17 protein-coding genes and 1 pseudogene are annotated in these 21,176 nt (G+C 70.5%); 11 read left to right on the forward strand and 7 right to left on the reverse strand.

The window, feature by feature from the left end; translation table 11 throughout:
• Positions 1-139: 139 nt before the first annotated feature.
• The 6 genes from AB0I06_RS07890 to AB0I06_RS07915 all read right to left on the reverse strand — a co-directional run bounded on the left by AB0I06_RS07890 (position 140) and on the right by AB0I06_RS07915 (position 9,579).
• Positions 140-1,468 (reverse strand): amidohydrolase family protein, encoded by a 1,329-nt coding sequence (locus AB0I06_RS07890; RefSeq protein ID WP_363117886.1) that lies wholly within the window; start codon positions 1,466-1,468, stop codon positions 140-142.
• The gene (locus AB0I06_RS07895; RefSeq protein ID WP_363117887.1) at positions 1,465-3,057 is read right to left on the reverse strand and encodes an FAD-dependent oxidoreductase; all 1,593 of its coding nucleotides are present in this window, start codon (positions 3,055-3,057) and stop codon (positions 1,465-1,467) included. Before AB0I06_RS07895 ends, AB0I06_RS07890 begins: the two co-directional genes overlap by 4 nt.
• The gene (locus tag AB0I06_RS07900; RefSeq protein WP_363117888.1) at positions 3,054-3,959 is read right to left on the reverse strand and encodes an alpha/beta hydrolase; all 906 of its coding nucleotides are present in this window, start codon (positions 3,957-3,959) and stop codon (positions 3,054-3,056) included. Before AB0I06_RS07900 ends, AB0I06_RS07895 begins: the two co-directional genes overlap by 4 nt.
• A gap of 19 nt (positions 3,960-3,978) precedes the next feature.
• Positions 3,979-4,812: an alpha/beta hydrolase gene (locus tag AB0I06_RS07905; RefSeq protein WP_363117890.1), complete on the reverse strand. Its 834-nt coding sequence runs from the start codon at positions 4,810-4,812 to the stop codon at positions 3,979-3,981.
• Between the two features lie 466 nt (positions 4,813-5,278).
• Positions 5,279-7,264 carry a beta-galactosidase gene (locus AB0I06_RS07910; protein WP_363117891.1) on the reverse strand — a complete coding sequence of 662 codons (1,986 nt, stop codon included), beginning with the start codon at positions 7,262-7,264 and terminating at the stop codon, positions 5,279-5,281.
• 83 nt (positions 7,265-7,347) lie between these two features.
• Positions 7,348-9,579, reverse strand: a complete 2,232-nt coding sequence (locus AB0I06_RS07915; RefSeq protein ID WP_363117892.1) for an alpha-L-fucosidase — start codon at positions 9,577-9,579, stop codon at positions 7,348-7,350.
• 500 nt (positions 9,580-10,079) lie between these two features.
• On the opposite strand from AB0I06_RS07915, the gene AB0I06_RS07920 reads away from it, so the two are divergent.
• The 10 genes and pseudogenes from AB0I06_RS07920 (at position 10,080) to AB0I06_RS07965 (ending at position 18,111) form a co-directional block, all read left to right on the forward strand.
• Complete coding sequence (locus AB0I06_RS07920) at positions 10,080-11,393, forward strand: L-fuconate dehydratase (protein WP_363117893.1); 1,314 nt, start codon at positions 10,080-10,082, stop codon at positions 11,391-11,393.
• Between the two features lie 321 nt (positions 11,394-11,714).
• Positions 11,715-12,152, forward strand: coding sequence for an RbsD/FucU domain-containing protein (locus AB0I06_RS07925; protein WP_363117894.1), 438 nt, complete (start codon positions 11,715-11,717; stop codon positions 12,150-12,152).
• On the forward strand, positions 12,149-13,192 hold the full coding sequence (locus AB0I06_RS07930) for an alcohol dehydrogenase catalytic domain-containing protein (RefSeq protein ID WP_363117895.1): 1,044 nt from the start codon (positions 12,149-12,151) through the stop codon (positions 13,190-13,192). Before AB0I06_RS07925 ends, AB0I06_RS07930 begins: the two co-directional genes overlap by 4 nt.
• The gene (locus AB0I06_RS07935) at positions 13,189-13,950 is read left to right on the forward strand and encodes an SDR family NAD(P)-dependent oxidoreductase (RefSeq protein WP_363117896.1); all 762 of its coding nucleotides are present in this window, start codon (positions 13,189-13,191) and stop codon (positions 13,948-13,950) included. The genes AB0I06_RS07930 and AB0I06_RS07935 overlap by 4 nt, the downstream gene beginning before the upstream one ends.
• Positions 13,947-14,579, forward strand: a complete 633-nt coding sequence (eda, locus tag AB0I06_RS07940; protein ID WP_363117897.1) for a bifunctional 4-hydroxy-2-oxoglutarate aldolase/2-dehydro-3-deoxy-phosphogluconate aldolase — start codon at positions 13,947-13,949, stop codon at positions 14,577-14,579. Before AB0I06_RS07935 ends, eda begins: the two co-directional genes overlap by 4 nt.
• Entirely contained in the window at positions 14,576-15,619 is a 1,044-nt protein-coding gene (locus tag AB0I06_RS07945) for a sugar kinase (protein ID WP_363117898.1), read from the forward strand. Before eda ends, AB0I06_RS07945 begins: the two co-directional genes overlap by 4 nt.
• Before the next feature lie 35 nt (positions 15,620-15,654).
• Positions 15,655-15,837: pseudogene (locus AB0I06_RS07950) on the forward strand (aldo/keto reductase); the annotation flags it as partial.
• 172 nt (positions 15,838-16,009) lie between these two features.
• Entirely contained in the window at positions 16,010-16,732 is a 723-nt protein-coding gene (locus AB0I06_RS07955; protein ID WP_363117900.1) for a FadR/GntR family transcriptional regulator, read from the forward strand.
• Positions 16,733-16,885: 153 nt separating this feature from the next.
• Positions 16,886-17,779, forward strand: a complete 894-nt coding sequence (locus AB0I06_RS07960; RefSeq protein ID WP_363117901.1) for an amidohydrolase family protein — start codon at positions 16,886-16,888, stop codon at positions 17,777-17,779.
• Positions 17,780-17,964: 185 nt separating this feature from the next.
• Positions 17,965-18,111, forward strand: a complete 147-nt coding sequence (locus AB0I06_RS07965; RefSeq protein WP_363117902.1) for a hypothetical protein — start codon at positions 17,965-17,967, stop codon at positions 18,109-18,111.
• Positions 18,112-18,130: 19 nt separating this feature from the next.
• On the opposite strand, the gene AB0I06_RS07970 is transcribed toward AB0I06_RS07965, so the two are convergent.
• Positions 18,131-18,451: a hypothetical protein gene (locus AB0I06_RS07970; protein WP_363117904.1), complete on the reverse strand. Its 321-nt coding sequence runs from the start codon at positions 18,449-18,451 to the stop codon at positions 18,131-18,133.
• Positions 18,452-18,860: 409 nt separating this feature from the next.
• On the opposite strand from AB0I06_RS07970, the gene AB0I06_RS07975 reads away from it, so the two are divergent.
• Positions 18,861-21,086 carry an MMPL family transporter gene (locus tag AB0I06_RS07975; RefSeq protein ID WP_363117905.1) on the forward strand — a complete coding sequence of 742 codons (2,226 nt, stop codon included), beginning with the start codon at positions 18,861-18,863 and terminating at the stop codon, positions 21,084-21,086.
• Positions 21,087-21,176: the final 90 nt, after the last annotated feature.

The raw sequence follows: 21,176 nt of genomic DNA on the forward strand, positions 1-21,176 counted from the left end.
GACTGCTGACGTCACCTTCTGCTGTGGAAGTGGGGCTGCGGTGCGCGGATGTGAGGATGGGCGGCCGTCGCGCCGACGAGCACGGGGTGTTGTGCTCGTCGGCGCGTGGTTCATGGCTTCGAGGCCGCCTCGCTTTGGGTCAGGCGGGGGAGCCCGCGGCCCCGTGCATGGTGCGCAGCAGCCGCTCTCCGGACTCTCGGAGCTGGTCCTTGACCTCGTCGAGCCGGGATGCGAGCAGGGCGTGATCGCGTTTGCGCCAGGTGCCGGCGACCATTACGGCTTCGATGTTCGCGATGTCGGCGTGCAGGACCGTGGCGACCGGGTCGTGCGCCGGCCACAGGTTCAGTGCCCGGGCGTCGACGGCGACCAGGTCGGCCTGCATGCCCACCTCGATCCGGCCCACCTGGTCGGCCAGGCCCAGTGCCTTCGCCCCCTCGACCGTGGCCCAGGCCAGTGCCTGTTTGGCAGTGACCGAGGGTGTGTCGGCGTGCATTCCGGTCGTCTGCAGGTGACGGGCATGGTCCAGGCTGCGCTGGTGGGCCAGGGCGATCCGGGCGGCGGTGAGGAGCTTGCCGGGTACGGCGGTGTCGATGTCGGTGCCCAGCGAGGGCGCGGCGCCCAGGTGCAGCAGTGACCCGGTGACGGGTGTGCCGTGCCCCTGGCCCAGTTCGTTCTCGGGGGTGGAGGTGAAGGTGACACCCGCCTCGACGAGCGTCTTGAGCCAGTCGTCGGGCAGGCCGACTCCGTGCACGATGTTGGTCAGAGGGCTGAACAGCCCGGCGGCGCGCACGGCCTCCCAGCCGGGTGCGGGTTCCCCGCCGCTCTGGTGCATCGAGACGACGAGACCGCGTTCCGCGCCGGCTTGGAAATCGGCCACCGCGGCCTCGGGGGAGGAGTACTGCGGGCCCTGGACTGCCATGCCCAGGGTGAGGAGGGCGTGGTCGCGGACGGGCCCGTCGAGCAGCCGGTCGATCTCGGCGAGCGGGTGGGGGATGTCCGGCGACCGGTAGGGAGTGCCGTGCAGGAACACGGCGCGGATCCCGGTGTGGGCCAGGCCCTCGACGGCCGCGTCGGCGTGTTCGGGCGACAGGACGTTGTGGCACCAGTCGCCGAGGGTGGTCGTACCGCAGTTGAGCTGGTTCAGTGCGCCGGCGAGATTGCTGATGTGCATGTCGGCCGGGGTGTAGTGCCCGACGCACTCGCCGTGGAGATGGGTGAGGTACTGCATCAGCGTCCAGTCGGCGCCCACCGAGCGCAGCGCGGTCTGCCAGGTGTGCAGGTGGGCGTTGACCAGACCCGGGATGACGATGCGGCCGGAGAAGTCGACGACTTCGGCGTCGGGCGCCTCGATGTTCTCGTCGACGGCGGCGATGCGCTCGCCGTCGACGAGGATGTCGGCGTGCTCGGCGTCGGGCCGGTCCGGAGTCATCGTGATGACTCGCGCTCCGCGCAGCAGTACGCGGCTCATGCCGTGCCCCCAGAACCGGAGGAGGTGTGGCTCTGCTGGGACATGGGGCGGCTCCCTGCCTGCGGCGTCATCGCCCGTACGGCGGTTTGTGTGGTGGTGAGGAAGTCGGAAGTGGCGATGTGCCCGATGTAGCCGTCGGGACGGATCAGCAGCAGCGTGTCGCCGGTCAGGCCGTAGGCACGCCGCAGTGTGTGCTTCAAGTCGGTGAGGGTTTGGCCGTCGGCGGCGGCCGGTTGGACGGTGAGCCGCTTCAGCTGGGCGCCCGTCGTCGGCCACGCGAGCTCTTCGAGGTCGCGGGCGGCACCCGGGCCGTAGGCGATGGCGGTGAATTCCGGCCCGCGGAAGGCGTCGAACAGCCGGGTCCAGGTCCCGTCGGCGCTGAGCAGCTCGGCGTCCGGGGCGCGGTCACCCACGCGCAGTGTCGTGGTACGCATGCCGTCGGCGGGGGCGAGCGGGCCGCCGTAGTAGGTCAGGGCCAGCTGCTGCTCGTCCGTGCCCCGCTTCATGCTCGACGGGTCGAGCTTGGCGATGCCGCCCCACTTCTCCGTGGACAGGCCCAGGACTCCGGCGGCGATCGGCTGCCGCTCGGCCTCGTAGCTGTCCAGCAGCGTCTCGTCCGCCCCGGCGAGGACCTGCGCGAGCTTCCAGCCGAGGTTGTAGCCGTCCTGTATGCCGGTGTTCAGGCCCTGGGCGCCGGCCGGGGTGTGGACGTGCGCGGCGTCACCGACGAGGAAGACACGCCCGCGGCCATAACTCTGGGCCAGGCGGATGTTGGGCCGGAACACCGACGTCCAGTGGATGTCGTGCAGCTGAATGCGCCGGTCGCGGGTGTGGGAGTGGATCCGCCGGACGATGTCGTCCTTCTGCGAAGGCGGTTCCTCTTCCGGTGTGAGGCGGATCATCCACTGGAACATGTCGCTGTGCGGGAGCGGGCAGGCACCGATGAACCTGCCGCCCCGGCCGGGCCACATGTGCCACCGGTCACGGGCCAGACCGGTCACCGAGGCATCGACGATGAGCATCCGATCGCTCTCGTCCGTCGTCCCGACGAAACCGATGCCGAGTTGCTTGCGCACCGCACTGGAACCGCCGTCAGCGCCCACGACGTACCGGGCGACGATCTCCTCAACGCCGCCCGCGCCCGCCACCTTGGCGACCACCGTGTCCTCGTCCTGCGTCAGTTCGGTCAGTTCCCTGCCGAACCCGATCTCAGGGCCGAGCTGGTTGATCCGGGCGTGCAGTGCGCGGTCCGTGCGGAACTGAGGGATCAGCCAGGTGTTCGGGTACGGGACGTCTGGCGTCGCCTCCCTGTGGGTGAACATCTTCCAGGGCACGGTGAGGGGGCCCGCATGGATCCCGAGCTTGGGGTAGGTGCTGCCACCGGCCAGCACGTCGTTCAGGACACCGAGGTCTTCGAGGACTTCCAGGCTGCGGGGCTGGACCCCCTTGGCGCGGGAGCCGTCGAAGGCATGGGGAGACCTGTCGACGATCCGTACGTCGAGTCCCCGGCGTACGAGGTCGATCGCCACGGCGGAACCCGAAGGGCCCGCACCGACGACCAGTACGTCGATGACGTGCGGGTTGCTCACGACTCGAGCCTTTCGGTGCGTGCGGCCACGAACGGGACGATCTGGTCTGCGACGTGACGAGGGCATTCGAACGGGGCCATATGGCCACATTCAGGAACGACGTGGTGGTGCTGGGGCTTCAGCAGGGTGCGCGCCGCGTCGAAGTGGGTCAGTGGCGTGACGTTGTCCTCGTCGCCCCACAGGAGCAGCGTGGGAATGCCCAGCCCACCCGTCTGCCGGAAGAGGTCGTCGCGACCGGAGAGCGGCAGATGCTGCAGCGTGTCGAAGACCGCGTAGAGCGAACCCTCGAAGCGGAAGGCGTCGAGGACCATGTCCGTCAGCTTCGCGCCGAGCTCGGGGTCTCGGACGTTGTGCCCGAGGTGCCCCTGGAGGATCCGGTGGCCGCGCCGCCGGGCGACGACGCCCGCCAGCAGATCGCTGCGCAGCAGCCGGTGGGGGGAGGTCGCCCGCGGGTTCGCGAGACCGGCGGGTCCGACGATGGTGAGGGTGGACACCAGCGAGCGGTACTGGGCGGCGTAGGTCATGGCGACGAGCGCGCCCATGGAGGTGCCGACGAGGTGCAGTGGCCGCGTCGTCAGGCCGAGCCGGTCCGTCAGCTCGGCCAACTGCCGCGCGAACAGCCTCTCGTCGTACCGCGCCCGCACCCGGTCCGAGTAGCCGCGGCCGTACGCGCTGAAGGTCAGAGTCCGCAGCCCGCGGGCGTGCAGCTCGCCGACGAGGCCGTCCCAGTAGAACAGCGGGATGGTCAGTCCGCCCACCATCACGACCACATCCCCGTCCTCGGGGCCCTTCAGTTCGTAGTGCGTGACACCGTCGGACAGCTCGATAAAGCTGCCGCGCAGGGCCGGCCGCGAGTCGGCGGTGAGCCGGCGGTCCTCGCCGGAGGCGACGAAGTACTTCATGGAACGGGCCTCCTCGGCCTCAGAGCGTGGGGGTGTCGGCGCAGGAGCGGAGGAACTTCGCGATCGCGTCGGCGACCCACTGCGGTTCCTCTTCCGGCAGCAGGTGTCCGCCGTCGGGGTGCACCAGCTCCACGGCGCCGGGGATGTCGCGGGTGAAGTGCTGGCCCTCGATGCCGGCGCTGCGCAGCACGAGCGTGGGCGCCGCGATGTGGGGGATCTGCGCGCTGCGGTCGGGCTGGTCGGTGTTGCAGAAGTCGACGAAGGCAGAGCGGTTCCCGGGCCGGTTCATGAGCTGGTGGGCGCGGTCCACCATGGCGTCGTCCACGACGGTGGATTGGGGGCCGACGTTCGCGCGCAGGTTGCGCTCGATGGCGCCGCGCGGCATCACCCGCCGCAACACAGGGCGCAGCAGCGGGTTGCGCGTCAGGCGCATGCCTGCCGGTATCTCCTTCTCCGGGTACCCGGTGGCGTTGACCAGCACCAGGCCGGTCAGCCGCTCCGGGTGGTCAAGAGCGAGGTTCCAGGCGATGTTGCCGCCCAGTGAGTTGCCGGCGACCGCGTAGTGCGGCACTCCCAGTGCCTCCAGGAAGCCCGCCACGGTCGCGGCGTAGGCCGGGATGCGGTAGTCGCGGTCCTCGCGGGGGCCGGTCAGGCCGAACCCCGGCAGGTCGGGGCGGATGACGTCGAACGACTCGGACAGCAGGCCCGCCGCACGGTCGAAGTGCTGAAGAGACGAAGCGCTGCCGTGCAGCAGGACGAGTGCCGGGCCCTGCCCGGCGCGTTTGTAGTGGATCCGCAGACCGCCCACCGTGATGAACCGCGAATCGGGTTGTGGGTCAGACCAGGTACTCATAATGGCTACACTGTTACCGATAAGGGGGTCGTGTCAAGCGAAGCAAGTCGGACCATGTGCCGGATGCCGGGTGAGCGGTTGGCAGCCCCGTCGGCCACACCGCGCGGCGCGCGGCGACGCATCCGGCCGCTGCCGGGACATGTACGAGAAGCCTCGGCCGGTACGAGGTGCCCACCGGCTGGCCTTCGGATTCCACTGGTGGGGGGTGGCACCTCCGCCGACGCCGCGTCCGGGGCTCGCGGCAGCCGTACGGATGGGTGCGGCCGCCGTGCGGGAGGCCGCGAGCGGGAGTCGCCGTGTCGTGTCGTCCCCGCGGCCCGGGCGACCGGATACCCCGGCGAGAGGAGGGAGGCATCGGCGCTCGCACGACGGGCCCGCGGCCTGAGGTGCCAGAGTGGCGGGGGCAGCCCCTGGCGCTCGGCCGTGGTGAGGACGTGTCGCAGCTCGGACTACAGCAGCTCGGACGTCACGGTCGGCGCAGTACCACGCAGCTGCCGGGCGGGATCTCGTGCGCGAGGGCACCGGTGAGCAGGTCGTGGGCGGGGTCCGGCAGGGGAACCGCGTCGGCGCGGTGGTTGATCAGGAAGTGCCAGCGGCGGCCGTCGGCGGCGTGCCGGGTGACGGCCTCGACGCCGGGCGGCTGACCTGGCATTTCCGGCTCGATGCCGGTCTCCTTCAGCAGCCGGCCGATCAGGGAGCCGTAGTCGGCGTCATCCAGGCGGGTGGAGAGGTACCAGCCCTGTCCGGTGCCGAAGAGGTGCCGGGTCAGTGCCGGGCTGCCCGTGAGCATGCCGTGGGTGTAGGCGGCGAGCGTCTGCGCTCCCTGGCAAGCCAGGGACTCGCTCCAGACGGTGCCGTGCGAGCCGTCGGACAGGGTGATCCGTTGGTCCGTCCGCAACGGCCGGTACTCGTCGACGCGGATGCCCAGTGCCTCGCGCAGCGGGGCGGCGGGATAGCCGCCGAGCCGGGCGTGCATGCGGTCGTCGACGTATCCGCTCGCGTGCTGGACGAGGAGCGTCCCCCCGCCGGCGACATAACGGCGCAGGTTCTCCGCGCCCGCGTCGGACAGCAGGAACAGGGCCGGGGCGATGACCAGCCGATAGCGGCTCAACTCCTGTCCGGAGTGCGCGAAGTCGACGGTGGCATGCGCGTCCCACAGCGCGCGGTGCGCCCGGCCGAGTGCCGCGTGGTAGTCGAGGCGGGAGGAGGGCAGACCGTCCACGCCGAGCGCCCACCAGGCGTCCGGGTCGTCGAGCACGGCCACGGACGCGGTGACCGTCGATCCCGCCAGCTCGCCCAGCCGGGCGACTGCTTCCCCGGTCTGCGTCACCTCGCGGAAGATACGGCTGTCGGGGCCCGCGTGCGGGACCATCGCCGAGTGCCAGGTCTCGGCGCCGGCCCGGGACTGCCGCCACTGGAAGAACAGGGCGCCCTCGGAACCGCGGGCGATGTGGGCGAGGGTGTGGCGCAGGATCTCGCCGGGCTCCTTGGCGAGGATCTGGTCGCCGTCGTAGACGGTGCTGGTGCCCTGTTCCATCAGCAGCCAGGGGCGTTTGCCGGCCAGGGAGCGGGTGCGGTCGGCATGGAAGGCGGCGTCGGCGGCGGCGTCCAGGCCGGGGGCGCTCGGATACTGGTCCGAGGCGACGACGTCGAGTTCGCGGGCGAAGGCCCATAGGTCCACGTTCTGGTAGGCGGGGAGCATCAGGTTGGTCGTCACGGGCCGGTCGCTGTGGGCGCGGATCGCGTCGCGCTGTTCGCGGTAGGCGGCGATGATCTGGTCGGACCAGAAGCGGTGGAAGTCCAGTGCCTGGCCGGGGTTCTTGTGCCATTGCGTGGCACGCGGCGGCAGCACCTGCTCCCAGGAGGTGTAGCGCTGGCTCCAGAAGGCCGTGCCCCAGGCCTCGTTGAGGGCGTCGAGTGAGCCGTGGCGGGCGCGTAGCCACACCCGGAAGGCCGCGGCCGTGTGGTCGCACCAGCAGAGCGTGCCGTACTCGTTGTGGACGTGCCACAGCGCGAGGGCGGGGTGGTCGCCGTACCGTTCGGCCAGCGCGGAGGCGATGCGGCGGGCCGCGCTGCGGTAGGCGGGAGCGGCGAGGCAGTACGTGTCGCGACTGCCGTGGATGAGACGGGTGCCGTCCGGGGCGACCGGCAGCGCGTCGGGGTGGGCCAGGGTGAACCACGGCGGCGGGGAGGCAGTCGGGGTGGCCAGGTCGACGGCCACGCCGCCTGCGTGCAGGCGTTCGATGTGGGCGTCGAGCCGGGTGAAGTCGTAGTGACCCTCCTCCGGTTCGAGCAGGGCCCAGGAGAAGACGCCGAGCGTGGCCAGGTTGACCCTGGCCCGGCGCATGAGCGCGCAGTCCTCCTTCCAGACCGGCTCGTCCCACTGTTCGGGGTTGTAGTCGCCGCCGAAGGCGAGACCGCCCAGGCGGTCGGTGATACCGCGTGCCGTCATGTCGCTTCCTCGGAGAAGGAGAGTCGGACGGTGATGCGCTGACGTTCTGTCAGGCATGGTTCCCGGACGGGACTCGCTGGTCCTCAGAGCGCCGTGAAGGTCCACAGCAGGTTGGTGCTGCTGCCGTACGTCCACTGCTTCGTGACGGAGCCCGAGGGGACGTTGCCGCCGCCGTCGAGGACCAGGCCGGTGGTGCGGTTGGCGATCGAGTAACGCCCGTCGCCGCGGTGGGTGATCGTCCAGTGCTGATTGTTGTTGTTGCTCCACGGGGCCTGTCTGGCGGCGGAGCCGTTGTCGGTGGCGCCCCAGCCGTCGGCGACCATGCCGTTCGTCCGGTTGACCAGCCGGTAGTAGCCGCCTCCTACCGGCTCCGCGCGCCATTGCAGGTTGGCGCTGGTGTCCCATGTCCACTGCTTGAGGTTGGACCCGGAGGTGACGTTGCCACCGCTGTCCAGGGCGAGGCCGTCGGTGACGTTGGTGATCCGGAAGTACGTCGCAGGGTCGAACTGGACCTTCAGCGAGGTGATCTGGTCGTTGTTGCCGGTGTTCCTGAGGTCGGGGTTGTCGGCGGTGAAGATCCAGGAGGTGCCGGTGAAGTTGTCTCCGGAGTAGCCGATCACCTGGTAGCCGGGGGCCGGCCGGAGAGAGGAGAGCGTGCGTGCGCCCAGTCCGGCCGCGGTCAGGTCGGCGGCGGTGTAGTCGCCGAGGGTGAACGTGGCGTGGTCACCGGTGTAGTCGACGTCCTTGAAGGCGATGGCGCCGGCCTGCGGCCTCAGCCCCGGAACGCTGCCGGAGAAGGTGAGCTTCAGGACGTAGGCGCCCGCACTGTACGGCGCCGAAGAGGGCAGGGTGACCGTGAGGCCGGAGGAGCTCTGCGTCGGCATGGGCAGGTCGATGTAGGTGCCGGCGGTGGAGCCGAGGAGGTTCACCGAGGTCAGCGACGAGAGGTTGATCCGGTCCGAGCCGAGGGTTTTGATCGTCAGGGAGCTGCCGGGCCAGCCCAGGACGGTGGCGTACAGGATGTTGTTCGCCTTGTTGCGGGTGAAGCGGATGTCCTGCGCCGTGCCGGCGTGCGGGGTGGTGAACGAGCCGCCGCCCATCTTCGTCGGGCCCTCGCCGTACGCCGTCCAGGCGCGGGTCGCGTAGATCGACTCGCCGAAGCGCTTCAGGTGGTCACCGATGCCGAGCAGGATGTCCTTCTGGGCCTGGGGGATGGTGCCGTCGGCCATCGGCGCGATGTTCAGCAGCATGTTGCCGTTCTTGCTGACCCGGTCGATGAACGAGTGCAGCATCTGCTGGAACGTGTAGTAGCCGATGCCCTGCGTGTAGCACCAGCTGCTGCTGGAGATGCTGTCGTCGGTCAGCCAGTACGGGGTGGTGAGGTCGGCAGGGCCGCCGCGCTCGTAGTCGAAAACCTCGCCCTTGCCGTGCATGCCGTCCTTGTACGTGGCGACGACCTCGCGGCCCCAGCTGTCGGCCTGGTTGTAGTAGTACGCCAGGAAGTTCAGGCGCTGTTGCTCGTCGACGGCGTCAAGGTTGAAGTCCTGCCACAGGATGTCGGGCTGGGCGCGGTCGATGACCTCCTTGAGCTTGTCGTACCAGAGCTGGTTCTCCGCGGACGAGCCCAGCTGGCCGTAGAGCTTCTTGAGGCCGGGGTCGGTCTGGGCGGGGGCGTATTCGTAGAAGCCGGTGAAGTTGTACGCGTGGTGCATGGCCACCAGCAGCTTGAGGCCCTTGGCGCGGATGGCCGTGGTGAAGAGCTTCAGCAGGTCAAGGCCTGGGCCCTTCTTGACCGAGTTCCACTCGTTGACCTGGCTGTCCCACATGGAGAAGCCGTCATGGTGCTCGGCGACCGGGCCGGCGAACCTGGCACCGGCATCGACGAAGAGCTGCGCCCACTCGTCGGGGTCGAACTTCCCGCCGGCCGACTTCAGCCCAGGCGCGAACTTCACTAAGTTGCCCGCCAGGTCCTGAGCGCCGTTGATGAAGTTGTGGTACGGCCACGCCGACGGCTGGCCGTAGGTCGCGATGTGGTGCTGGTTGACGCTGTCGCCGGCCCGGTACATGGTGCGCGGGTACCACTCGTTGCCGTAGGCCGGGACGCTGAAGACGCCCCAGTGGAAGTAGATCCCGAACTTCGCGTCCTGGAACCACTCCGGAGCCGGCGGGTGCTGGTCGACCGAGTTCCAGTCGGGCGTGTACGTGCTGGGTGCCGCGTGGGCGACACCGGCGCCGAACACACCGCCGGCAACGGCCGCCGCGGCCACACAGGTGGCCCCGGCCAGGAAGTGGCGTCTGTTGATCGGACTCGACATGGGCACATCCCGGGTGCGGAAGGGGGACAGAGGAATGCGAGCGACCACGAGTCGGCGTGGCTGCTGTGCATGGGGCGCCGCGTGTTACGCATGAAGGTCCGCCATGTCTCCCTGGGATGTCAACCAGTGTGCAGGGATGAAAAGCGCCTTGCGCTCATGTGATCTGCCCCAATTTGCCAAGTTATGTACATCTTTGATGCCTGCCAGACATGCCATGTCTTACCGACGTCCGTGGCGAGTTCGACCTACCGGATAGCCGAGATTGATGGGATGCTTCCTGAAGAGGGTCCGTAGCCTGCTTGCCGGAGAACGATTTGACCTGGGTCTTTCTTTGCGGTCTGGACGACGAGCCGTACAGGGCTCTATAAATACATCCTATCTTTAGTGGGTGGTGTGCCCCCGGCCATCTTGCGCATCGCGGCGGGCCGACCGGCCTCCTCCGCCGCCCACATCTCGTCATCAGGGGTCGTATCGCCCCTGCCCGCACAGGAGTTGCCGCCATGCCGACCACTGCCCGTATCACCGCCCTGGACGTGCTGGACGTGCGGTTCCCGACGTCCGAGCACCTGGACGGGTCGGACGCGATGAACCCCGAACCCGACTACTCCGCCGCCTACGTCGTCCTGCGCACCGACGCCGGCGACGGACTCGAGGGCCATGCCCTGGCCTTCACCACCGGCCGCGGCAACGACGTTCAGGCCGCCGCCATCGCCGCCCTCGCCCCGCACGTGGTCGGCCTCTCGGTCGACGCGGTCTGCGCCGACCTCGGCGCGTTCTCCCGCTCCCTGGTCCACGACCCCCAACTGCGCTGGCTGGGACCGGAGAAGGGCGCCATTCACATGGCCACCGGAGCGGTCGTCAACGCCGCCTGGGACCTGGCCGCCAAGCGTGCCGGCAAGCCCGTGTGGCGCTTCCTCGGTGACATGTCGCCCGAAGACCTGGTCGCCCAGATCGACTTCCGCTGGCTCAGCGATGCCCTCACCCCCGAGGAGGCGCTGGACCTCCTCAAGCGCGCCGAACCGGGCCGTGAGGAACGCATCAACCGTCTGCTGGAGGGCGGTTACCCCGCCTACACCACCACCCCCGGATGGCTCGGCTACTCCGACGAGAAACTGGCCCGCCTGGCCCGCGAGGCCGTCGCCGACGGCTTCACCCAGATCAAGCTGAAGGTCGGAGCATCCCTGAAGGACGACGTACGGCGCATGCGCACCGCCCGCGAGACGGTCGGCGACGGCATCCGCATCGCGGTGGACGCCAACCAGAGATGGGACGTGCAGCCCGCGATCGACTGGATGAGCGCCCTGGCCCCTTACGAGCCCTATTGGATCGAGGAGCCCACATCCCCCGACGACATCCTCGGCCACGCCGCCGTCCGCAGGGCCGTGGCCCCCATCAAAGTCGCCACCGGAGAGCACATCGCCAACCGGGTCGTCTTCAAGCAGCTGTTGCAGGCCGGGGCGGTGGACATCGTGCAGATCGACTCCGCCCGGGTCGGCGGCGTCAACGAGAACATCGCGATCCTGCTGCTCGCCGCCAAGTTCGGCGTGCCGGTGTGCCCGCACGCGGGCGGCGTGGGCCTGTGCGAGATGGTCCAGCACCTGTCGATGTTCGACTACGTCGCCGTGTCCGGCACCACCGAGGACCGGGTCATCGAGTACGTCGACCACCTGCACGAGCACTTCGTCGACCCTGTCCGCATCGCCGACGGCCACTACCTTGCGCCGACCCTGCCCGGACTGAGCGCGCAGATGCACCCCGAGTCCCTCAAGGAGTACGCCTACCCCGACGGCCCCGTCTGGGCCACCCGTGTCTGACGCCCCTGGCCGACGCCCCTCACGCGGGGGACCTGGGCCGTCGCACCACCGGCGGGGCGAGTCCTGTCACGCGCCCGGCCGGCGCACCTGCGGCGTCGACGCCCTCCGGCGGTCGCGCGCTTGCTCCTCGCATGGCGGAGGCCGGCGAGTACCGGCCTCGTCCGGCCTGACCCCCGGCTGCGCACCGCAGGTAGGTCCCGGAGACGGGCCGCACGCCCGCGAGGTGCCGGCCGGCTGTTCGTCGGCGAGCGCCAGGCAGCGCTCTCCGCTACGGCGACCGCCTTTCACAGACCGCCCCGACAAGAAGGACGAGGACACCTCGTGCTCCTGACCGAACTTCTGCACCCCGGCATCCTCGAATCCCTGGCCGGAGCCGGCCACGGCGCACGCGTGCTGCTCGCCGACGGCCACTACCCGGCGAGCACCGCCACCGGCGAGCGCGCCAGGACCGTCCACCTCAACCTGGCGCCCGGCCTGCTGGACGTCACCACCGTGCTCGACGTCCTGCTGCGCGCCCTGCCCGTGGAGGCGGCCCACGTCATGGTGCCGCCCGAGGGCGAACCGGAGCCACCCGCCATCGCCGAGTACCGCTCGATGCTGGCGCCCGTCCCGGTCGGCACGCTCGGCCGTTTCGAGTTCTACGACGCCGCCCGCTCGCCCGACCTGGCGCTGGCGATCGTCACCGCCGACACCCGTACCTACGCCAACCTGCTGCTGACCATCGGCGTCCGCGCTGAAGGGACCCTGACGACACGATGACACTCGCCGTCCGTTACATCTCCGCCCGCACCCTCGACACGGCTGCCGCGGAGCCTTCCTCTCCCGGACCGGGTGAGGTGGAGCTGGCTCCCGCGTACGTCGGCATCTGCGGCACCGACCTGCACATCTTCCACGGCGACATGGACGCCCGGGTGGCCGCGCCCGCCGTTCTGGGACACGAGATGGCCGGCCGGATCGTGCGGGTCGGCCCGGGCGTGGAGGGCTGGCATCAGGGTGACGCGGTCACCGTGATGCCGCTGCGCTGGGACGACACCTGCCCGGCCTGCCGCAACGGCCACCAGCACATCTGCCAGCACCTCGACTTCATCGGCATCGACTCGCCGGGCGCGATGCAGCAGCGCTGGACCGTGCCCGCCTCGACGCTCCTCCGCCTGCCCGACTCCCTTCCCCTCGACCGTGCCGCGCTCGTCGAGCCGACGGCGGTCGCCGTGCACGACGTGGGCCGGGCCCAGGTCGCCGAGGGCGAGAAGGTGGTCGTGGTCGGTGGCGGCCCCGTGGGCGTCCTCATCGCGCTGGTCGCGCGAGCCGCGGGCGCCGAGGTCCGGGTGGTGGAGCCGAGCGCCCACCGCCGGCTGCTCGCCGAGGAGTTGGGGCTCACGGCGTGGAACCCGGCCGACGTCGACGTGCCGCGGCTCGTGGAGCAGTGGACCGCGCACGCGGGGGCGGACGTCGCCTTCGAGGTGTCCGGCGCCGCGGGCGGCGTGGACACGGCGGTCGACGTGCTGGGCGTGCGGGGCCGCCTGTGTCTCGTGGCCATCCACTCCCGGCCCCGCGAGGTGAACCTGCATCGCTTCTTCTGGCGCGAACTCACGCTCGTGGGCGCCCGTTTGTACGACCGCTCCGACTTCGAGAAGGCGGTGACCCTGGTCGCCGACGGCACCATCCCGGCTGAGCGGCTGATCAGCAAGGTCGTGCCGCTCACGCAGGCACCCGCCGCCTTCGAGGCCCTGGAGGGCGGCGGCGACGTGATGAAGATCCTCGTGGACTGCACCGACGACGCTCAGGGAGCCGCCGTATGACCTCCTTCGACCTCACCGGAAAGCTCGCTGTCGTCACCGGCGCCCGGCGCGGGATCGGCCGGGCCATGGCCCGCGCGCTCGCCGAGGCCGGGGCCGACGTCATCGGCGTGAGCGCCTCGCTGGAGGAGTCCGGCAGTGCGGTGGAGAAGGACGTCCTCGCCGCCGGCCGCACCTTCGAAGCGATCCGCACCGACTTCGCCGAACCGGAGGCTGTCCGGGCACTGGGCGCGGACCTCGCCGGGCGGGAGCGTCCGGTGGACATCCTGGTCAACAACGCGGGCACCATCCGCCGCGCACCGGCGGCCGAACATGCCGACACGGACTGGGAGTTGGTCCTCCAGGTCAACCTCAACGCTCAGTTCGCGCTGACCCGGGCCGTCGGCGCGTCGATGGTGGCCCGCGGCCGGGGGAAGGTCATCTTCACAGCCTCCCTCCTCAGCTTCCAGGGCGGTATCACCGTCCCCGGCTACACCGCCGCCAAACACGGCATCGCCGGTCTCACCAAGGCGCTGGCCAACGAGTGGGCGCCGCACGGCGTCAACGTCAACGCCATCGCCCCGGGCTACATCGCCACCGACAACACCCAGGCCCTCCAGGACGACCCGGTGCGCAGCAAGGCGATCCTGGACCGCATCCCGGCCGCGCGGTGGGGCAGCGCCGACGACCTCGCGGGCGCCACCGTGTTCCTCGCCTCTGACGCGGCCGCCTACGTCCACGGCACGATCCTTCCGGTCGACGGCGGATGGCTGGGCCGGTGAGCGGCGCCGACCTGGCCTCCGTGCTGGCCGGCGCCCGGATCATGCCGGTGCTGACCGTGCCCGACCCGGCCACCGCCGGCCCGCTGGCCGACGCGCTCACCGCGGGCGGCGCCCGGTGCGCGGAGGTCACCTTCCGCACACCGGACGCCGAGCTGGTGCTCAAGGAGATGGCCGCCCACGGGGGCCTGGCCGTCGGCGCCGGTACCGTCCTCACTCCGCGGCAGGCGGAGCGTGCGGTGCGGGCCGGGGCCCGGTTCGTCGTGTCACCCGGCTTCGACGCGAAGGTAGTCCGGAGATGCCGTGAGTTGAACGTCGCCGTCGTACCGGGCGTGGCGACCGCCACCGAGCTGATGCGTGCTCTGAAGGCAGGCCTCGACACGGTGAAACTGTTCCCCGCCGAACCGCTCGGCGGAACCAGCACGCTCAAGGCCCTGGCGGCTCCTTTCCCCCAGGTGCGCTTCATCCCGACCGGCGGCATCGGGCCTGCCCAGCTGCCCGGTTACCTCGCCCACCCGGCGGTGCTCGCCGTCGGCGGCAGTTGGATGGCCGCCGCCGGCCACCTGGAACGCGGGAGGTACGACGAGGTCCGACGACTGACCGCCGAGGCCGTCGAAAGGAGTACGGCATGACCGGCCCAGAGGTGATCGCCCTCGGCGAGGTGATGCTGCGCTTCGACCCGGGCGAGGGGCGCATCCGCACCGCCCGGACCTTCCAGGTGTGGGAGGGGGGCGGCGAGTACAACGTCGTCCGCGGACTGCGGCGATGCTTCGGCCGACGCACGGCGGTCGTGACCGCGCTCGCCGACAACGCGGTGGGCCGGCTGGTGGAGGACCTGATCCTCCAGGGCGGCGTCGACACCTCCCTGATCCGCTGGGTACCTGACGACGGCATCGGCCGCATCGCCCGCAACGGCCTGAACTTCGTCGAACGTGGCTACGGCATCCGCGGCGCGCTGGGAGTCAGCGACCGCGCGCACACCGCCGTGTCCCAGCTGCGCGAGGGGGATGTCGACTGGGATGCGGTGTTCTCGGCCGGGGTGCGCTGGTTCCACACCGGCGGCATCTTCGCCGGCCTGTCCGACACCACTGTGGACGTCGCGGACGAGGCCATGGCCGCGGCCCGCCGCCACGGCGTCACCGTCTCCTACGACCCCAACTACCGCCCCAGCCTGTGGGCCGGCCGGGGCGGCGCCGAGGCGGCCCGCGAGGTCGACCTGCGGCTCGCCCGGCACGCCGACGTCGTGGTGGTCGCCCTCGGCCTGGCCGGGACGTACCCGGGACAGACGCGCATCGGGGACGCAGAGGTGGCGGACGCGCTCGCCGGGGTGGCCGGCCTGCTGCCGGAGGCGAAGGTACTGGCGACGACCCTGCGCCACGTACCGTCGGCCGGCGTCAACGACTGGTCCTCGGCCGCCTGGTCCGCCGAGACCGGCTTCGTCACCGGCCCACGGATGCCCGGCCTGCAGGTGCTGGACCGCATCGGCTCCGGCGACGGATTCGCCGCCGGCCTGATCCACGGACTGCTCACCGGCGCCGGCCTGGAGCAGGCCCTGGCCTACGGCACCGCCCACGGCGCGCTCACCATGACCACCCCCGGAGACGTCTCCATGGCCTCGCTCGCCGAGGTCGAGGCCCTCGTCGCGGGCGCCTCGGCCCACGTCAGACGCTGACCGGCGCCCCCTCGCCCGTATCCCAGGAGCACGTCTTGCACCAGCGGAAGATCTGGAACACGTCCGGCTCCCTCACCGAGCCCGGCTTCGGGGCATCGGTGATCGGCAACCTCTACCGCGTCACCCCGGCCGACGACGCGACAGCCGCCGTCGACGCGGCCTGGGACGCCGGCCTTCGGTACTTCGACACCGCACCGCACTACGGCCGCGGCCTGTCCTCGCATCCCAGTATCATCAACGTCACCCTCGGCATGCGGACCCCGGACAGGTCGTACGGAACGTGACACTCCATGATCAACACGTCCCCGACGGGCTCTGGCAAGATCTGAGCGCTCAGGGGCTGATCGGGTCGGACGTGCTCGAGGGTGCGAGGTGGGGGAGGGGTGCGCGGTGTCTCTGACGGACAAGGCCATCGAGCAGATCCGTGAGCTGATCCGGACCGGTGTGCTGCCGCCGGGGTCGAAGCTGCCGCCGGAGCCGGATCTGGCCACCCAGCTGGGACTGTCCCGCAACCTCGCGCGCGAAGCGGTCAAGGCCCTGGCCGTCGCGCGGGTCCTGGAAGTCCGGCGCGGCGACGGCACCTATGTGACCAGCCTGCAGCCGAGCCTGCTGCTGGAGGGTCTCGGCGGTGCGGTGGAGCTGTTGCAGGGCGACTCGGTGGCGCTGCGGGACTTGATGGAAGTGCGGCGGCTCCTTGAACCGATGGCCACGGCGCTTGCCGCCACCCGGATCTCCGTTGAGCAGCTGGCCGAGGTGAAGCGGCACCTGGACGCGATGCGCGAGGCCCGCGACGACGTGGAACAGCTCAACGCCCATGACGCCGCCTTCCACCGGGCCGTCGTCTTGGCCACGGGCAACGAGACCCTCCTCGCCCTCCTGGAGGGGATCTCCGGCCGCACCTTGCGTGCCCGTATCTGGCGGGGTCTGGTCGACGACAAGGCCGCGGGCCGCACCCTCGCCGAGCACGAGGCGATCTTCAACGCCCTGTCCGCCCGTGACGCCGCCCTCAGCCAGGCCGCCGCGCTGCTGCATGTGAGCAGCACCGAGCAGTGGCTGAGGGAACACCTGCGCTCCGGTGAACCCTTCACCTCCGGGGCGACCGCGCGGACGTGACGGACGGGCGTCGCCCGCCTGGCAACAACCACCCAGCGCACACACGTGGGATGTATTTACACAGCAGCGACGCACAGTCAGCCGAGCCTCTGAAGATCCGGTCGTGGCGGTCACTGTCCGCATCGGATCGCACGACCTCCAACCGGAGAGACCATGACCAGGATCGACGCACATCACCACACCTGGCGGCCGGTGTCCGCCTCCCGCACGGTGGCGGACACCGGCCCACGCCGCCGCGCGCACCACTGGCTCGACAAGCCGGACATGGCCCCGCTACGGCGGGACTTCACCCTGGTGGACCTGGCACGGGAGGCCGCGGCGGTGGGGATCGACCGAACGATCCTGGTCCAGGTTCTGCCGGAGACCGACGAGACCGCGGAGTTCCTGACCCTGGCCGCGAGGACCGATCTGGTGGCAGGTGTCGTCGGCTGGGCGGACCTGACCTCCAGCCGCCTCTCCGACACGCTGTCCGCGCTTCGGGCAGCGCCCGGCGGCGAACTCCTGGTGGGAATACGCCACCTGGTCCAGAGCGAACCTGATCCCGACTGGCTGACCCGGCCCGACGTACACCGGGGCCTGCGCACGGTCGCGACCGCGGGCCTCACCTACGACCTGCTCACCCTCCCGCACCAACTGCCCGCCGCCATCGCCACCGCACGAGCGCTGCCAGAGCTGACGTTCGTCCTCGATCACCTGTCCAAACCCCCCATCGCCCGGGGCGAACTCCAGCCGTGGGCGTCACTGATCCGTCAACTGGCGGCGCAGCCCAACGTCTTCTGCAAGCTGTCCGGCATGGTCACCGAGGCCGAGTGGGACCACTGGAACGCCTCCACCCTGCGTCCCTACGCCGACGTGGTGCTGGACGCCTTCGGCCCGGAGCGGGTGATGTTCGGCTCGGACTGGCCGGTGTGCCTCCTGGCCGCCTCGTACGAGGAGGTCGTTGCCGCCACCGAGGAGCTGACCGGTGGCCTCGCCGAAGCCGAGCGCTCCGAAATCTTCGGCGGTACGGCGACTCGCGCCTACCGACTGAGGAGGGAAGACCTGTGAAAGTGCGTCTTGCCTAGGGTCCTGCCGCTCCACCATGAGGCACCCGCGGACCAGACGGCCGTACTGCGCTCGGCCCTGCACAACCCCGTCGCCGGGCCACCCTTGCGTGAACGAGTACGCGGGGACCTGGTCATCCTGGTCGCCACAGGCACCCACCGCGGCAACAGCGAGGCCGAACTGCGCAGATGTTCGGCGACGAGACCGTGGACCGCGTGCGGATCATCAATCACGACGCCCGCGACCCGGGACAGCTGACCTGGATGGGCAGATACGGCGACCGGGCCGGTGTGCACAACACCGGCCCGGTCCTCGTCACCCGCGTCGCGCTGTAGGCCTGGACACCGGCCTGAGCTAAGCCGTACGCAGCCTCAGTCGGCACTGGTCGCCGCCGACGTGGAACGAACCCGCCACACCGTGCCGGCCAGCCGTATCCGCTACGGCATCGAGGTCACCCCGCATCGCCTGGCCCGCGTCGATCGCGCCGAGTTCGCGCTGCGCGCGCTTCTGGCCGCGCACGGGATCACGGTGGGCGATCTCAGGGCCCGCGACCTGGGCGACACCGTCCGCGTCGAGCTGGACGCTCCGCTTGCCGACCGCGTGTCCGCGCTGCCCGGCCTCCGGCGGACACTGACGGAAGCCGGATTCGGTGAAGGTGTGGATACCGGCGCGCATACCCCGCTCCTTGACGCTGTGCCCCGGTCGTGGGCGTCCAGGACGGCCATGGACCTGCCCGCCGCGACGACTTCCCGCGCCGCCGTCGGACCGGCAGGCCCGGCACCGATCACGACGACATTTCGCGCTGGGCTCGGCCTGAGGCATCGACGTCCTTCTTCCGGGCGCCGGTCATGAATCGCTCCGTTGGGCGGTGAGCGGGCGAGGCGAATCATGTGATGCAAGCGACTTGTGCAGTCGACTTGAGCGAGTGATAAAGTCGAGCGCACGGATCGATCCGAGTCGACGTGCGGCGCTGCACCGCCCTCCATTCCCCCAACCGTCGCTCGGCTACTAGAGCCGCCCACTGCTCGTCCGGCGTCCGTGTCGAGGCGTCCTGGAATCCCGTCACCGACTTTGGGAGTTCGTCATGGCTGTCCTGCTCCACCGGCTGGGCCGGAGTGCCTACCGTCACCGCAAGCTGGTGCTCGGCATATGGCTCGTGGTCCTGGCCGCGCTCATCACCTGCGTCGGTGTCTTCGGCGGCAAGCTCGACGACCGCTTCATCGTGCCGGGGACCGAATCGCAGCGGGCCCTGGACACACTCGGCAGGACGCTGCCCGAGGCCTCCGGAGCGGCCGCCCAGATCGTCTTCACCGCCCCCGAGGGCCACCGCGTCACCGAGGCCCCCTATACGGCGGCCATCACCGGAGCCGAGGCGGCGGCCGCGAAGGTGCCCCAGGTCAGCGCCGTCATAGGCCCGACCACTTCCGGCGCCGTCTCGGTCGACCGGACCACCGCGATCGTGCAGGTGCAGTACTCGGTGCAGCAGCCCGAGGTGCGCGCCTCATCCCTGGACGCCATCGAGCAGGTGGCCGAGGCGGCCGAGAAGGACGGACTCAAGACCTTCGTGGGCGGCAGCGTCTACGGCAGCAACGGTGTCCACATCGGCCCGTCCGAGATCATCGGTGTCGCGGTCGCCCTGCTCGTCCTCGTTGTCACGTTCGGCTCACTGCTCGCCGCGGGCATGTCGCTGCTGCCCGCCCTGCTGGGTGTGGCGGTGGGGCTGACCGGACTGCTGGCCCTCGCCCCGGCGGTCAGTATCTCCTCGACGGCCGTCACGCTCGCGCTGATGCTCGGTCTGGCAGTGGGCATCGACTACGTCCTGTTCATCCTCTCCCGCCACCGCCAGCAGCTTGCCCGTGGAACCGACCCGCAAGAGTCCATCGCGCTGGCCAACGGCACGGCCGGCAGCGCGGTCGTCTTCGCCGGCAGCACCGTGATCATCGCCCTCGCCGCCCTCAGTGTCATCGGCATCCCGTTCCTGACGACGATGGGCCTCGGTGCCGCCGGCGCCGTCCTCATCGCCGTCCTGGCCGCGATCACGCTGCTTCCGGCTCTCGCCGGATTCCTCGGCGCCCGGCTGACCCCCAAGGCCGGCAGCAAGGCGGCCCGGCGGGCCGTCGACTCCGGCGAATTGGCAGGAAGGGCCGCTTTGGGCACCCGCTGGGTGAAGTCGGTCGTCGCCAAGCCCCTGCTGACCGTTCTGGCCGTCGCGGGCATCCTGGTCGCGCTCACCCTCCCGGCGGCGGACCTGCGTCTTGCCCTGCCGGACAACGGCTCGGCCCCGGTGAGTTCCACCGAGCGCAAGGCGTATGACGTGGTCGGCGACAAGTTCGGCCCCGGCTTCAACGGCCCGCTCCTGGTGCTGACCGAGACCCACACCGGGCCCGGTGCGCAGGCGGGCACTCAGGCCGCGCGGAAGCTGCGGGACCTCAAGGGTGTCAAGGCGGTGCTGCCCCCCGTGCCGACACGTGATCCCGCGCAGACCGTCATCCAGGTCATCCCCGAGACCGGTCCCGACAGCGCCCGCACCGGCCGCCTCGTCCGCGACATACGGGCCGCGGCCCCGGACATCCGCGAGACGACCGGAGCGAGGGTCGCGGTCACCGGAACCACCGCTGTCAACATCGACGTCTCCAACCGGCTCAGCGACTCCCTGCTGCCGTTCATGGCGATCGTCGTCGGGCTGAGCCTGATCCTGCTGACCATGGTGTTCCGCTCGCTGCTGATCCCGCTCAAGGCCGCCGTCGGATTCCTGCTGTCGGTCGGCGCCGCGCTCGGCATGGTCGTCGCTCTGTTCCAGTGGGGCTGGCTGGCGGACGCCTTCGGCCTGGACCACACCGGTCCGGTCGTCAGCTTCCTGCCGATCATCCTGGTCGGCGTGCTGTTCGGACTCGCCATGGACTACGAGGTGTTCCTCGTCTCCGGGATGCGGGAGGAGTGGGTCCACACCGGTGTGGCCCGCGGGTCGGTGATCGACGGCGCGCGGCACAGCGTACGGGTCGTCACCGCGGCCGCCCTGATCATGTTCACCGTCTTCGCCGGGTTCTTCCCCCTCGACGATTCCCTGATCAAGCCCATCGCCTTCGCGCTGGCCGTCGGCGTGGCCATCGACGCCTTCGCCGTCCGCATGACCCTGGTCCCTGCCGTACTCGCCCTCGCCGGACGACACGCCTGGTGGCTGCCCGCCTGGCTCGACCGTGTCCTGCCCGACCTCGACGTCGAGGGCACACGTCTGCGGAAGTCCGTGTCAAAGCACAGCGAGCCCGCCTCGGAACCGAAGCCTGCCTCGGAACCCGAGCCGGTGTCCTGAGCCGGGACGCATCCCAGTCACGCGGGCGGCTGCACAGTGACGCTGTGCAGCCGCCCCATGCGCCGTGCGGCGCGTGCGTCGTCACGGGGC

Source organism: Streptomyces sp. NPDC050674 (genome assembly GCF_040654575.1).
Classification (GTDB): domain Bacteria; phylum Actinomycetota; class Actinomycetes; order Streptomycetales; family Streptomycetaceae; genus Streptomyces.

What these genes read in the sequence shown, in the direction of transcription:
- AB0I06_RS07890 (WP_363117886.1), bottom strand. Translation starts at nt 1,468, where the DNA reads ATGAGCCGCGTACTGCTGCGCGGAGCGCGAGTCATCACGATGACTCCG.
- AB0I06_RS07900 (WP_363117888.1), bottom strand. Translation starts at nt 3,959, where the DNA reads ATGAAGTACTTCGTCGCCTCCGGCGAGGACCGCCGGCTCACCGCCGAC.
- AB0I06_RS07905 (WP_363117890.1), bottom strand. Translation starts at nt 4,812, where the DNA reads ATGAGTACCTGGTCTGACCCACAACCCGATTCGCGGTTCATCACGGTG.
- AB0I06_RS07910 (WP_363117891.1), bottom strand. Translation starts at nt 7,264, where the DNA reads ATGACGGCACGCGGTATCACCGACCGCCTGGGCGGTCTCGCCTTCGGC.
- AB0I06_RS07915 (WP_363117892.1), bottom strand. Translation starts at nt 9,579, where the DNA reads ATGTCGAGTCCGATCAACAGACGCCACTTCCTGGCCGGGGCCACCTGT.
- AB0I06_RS07920 (WP_363117893.1), top strand. Translation starts at nt 10,080, where the DNA reads ATGCCGACCACTGCCCGTATCACCGCCCTGGACGTGCTGGACGTGCGG.
- AB0I06_RS07930 (WP_363117895.1), top strand. Translation starts at nt 12,149, where the DNA reads ATGACACTCGCCGTCCGTTACATCTCCGCCCGCACCCTCGACACGGCT.
- AB0I06_RS07935 (WP_363117896.1), top strand. Translation starts at nt 13,189, where the DNA reads ATGACCTCCTTCGACCTCACCGGAAAGCTCGCTGTCGTCACCGGCGCC.
- AB0I06_RS07945 (WP_363117898.1), top strand. Translation starts at nt 14,576, where the DNA reads ATGACCGGCCCAGAGGTGATCGCCCTCGGCGAGGTGATGCTGCGCTTC.
- AB0I06_RS07960 (WP_363117901.1), top strand. Translation starts at nt 16,886, where the DNA reads ATGACCAGGATCGACGCACATCACCACACCTGGCGGCCGGTGTCCGCC.
- AB0I06_RS07965 (WP_363117902.1), top strand. Translation starts at nt 17,965, where the DNA reads ATGTTCGGCGACGAGACCGTGGACCGCGTGCGGATCATCAATCACGAC.
- AB0I06_RS07970 (WP_363117904.1), bottom strand. Translation starts at nt 18,451, where the DNA reads ATGCGCGCCGGTATCCACACCTTCACCGAATCCGGCTTCCGTCAGTGT.
- AB0I06_RS07975 (WP_363117905.1), top strand. Translation starts at nt 18,861, where the DNA reads ATGGCTGTCCTGCTCCACCGGCTGGGCCGGAGTGCCTACCGTCACCGC.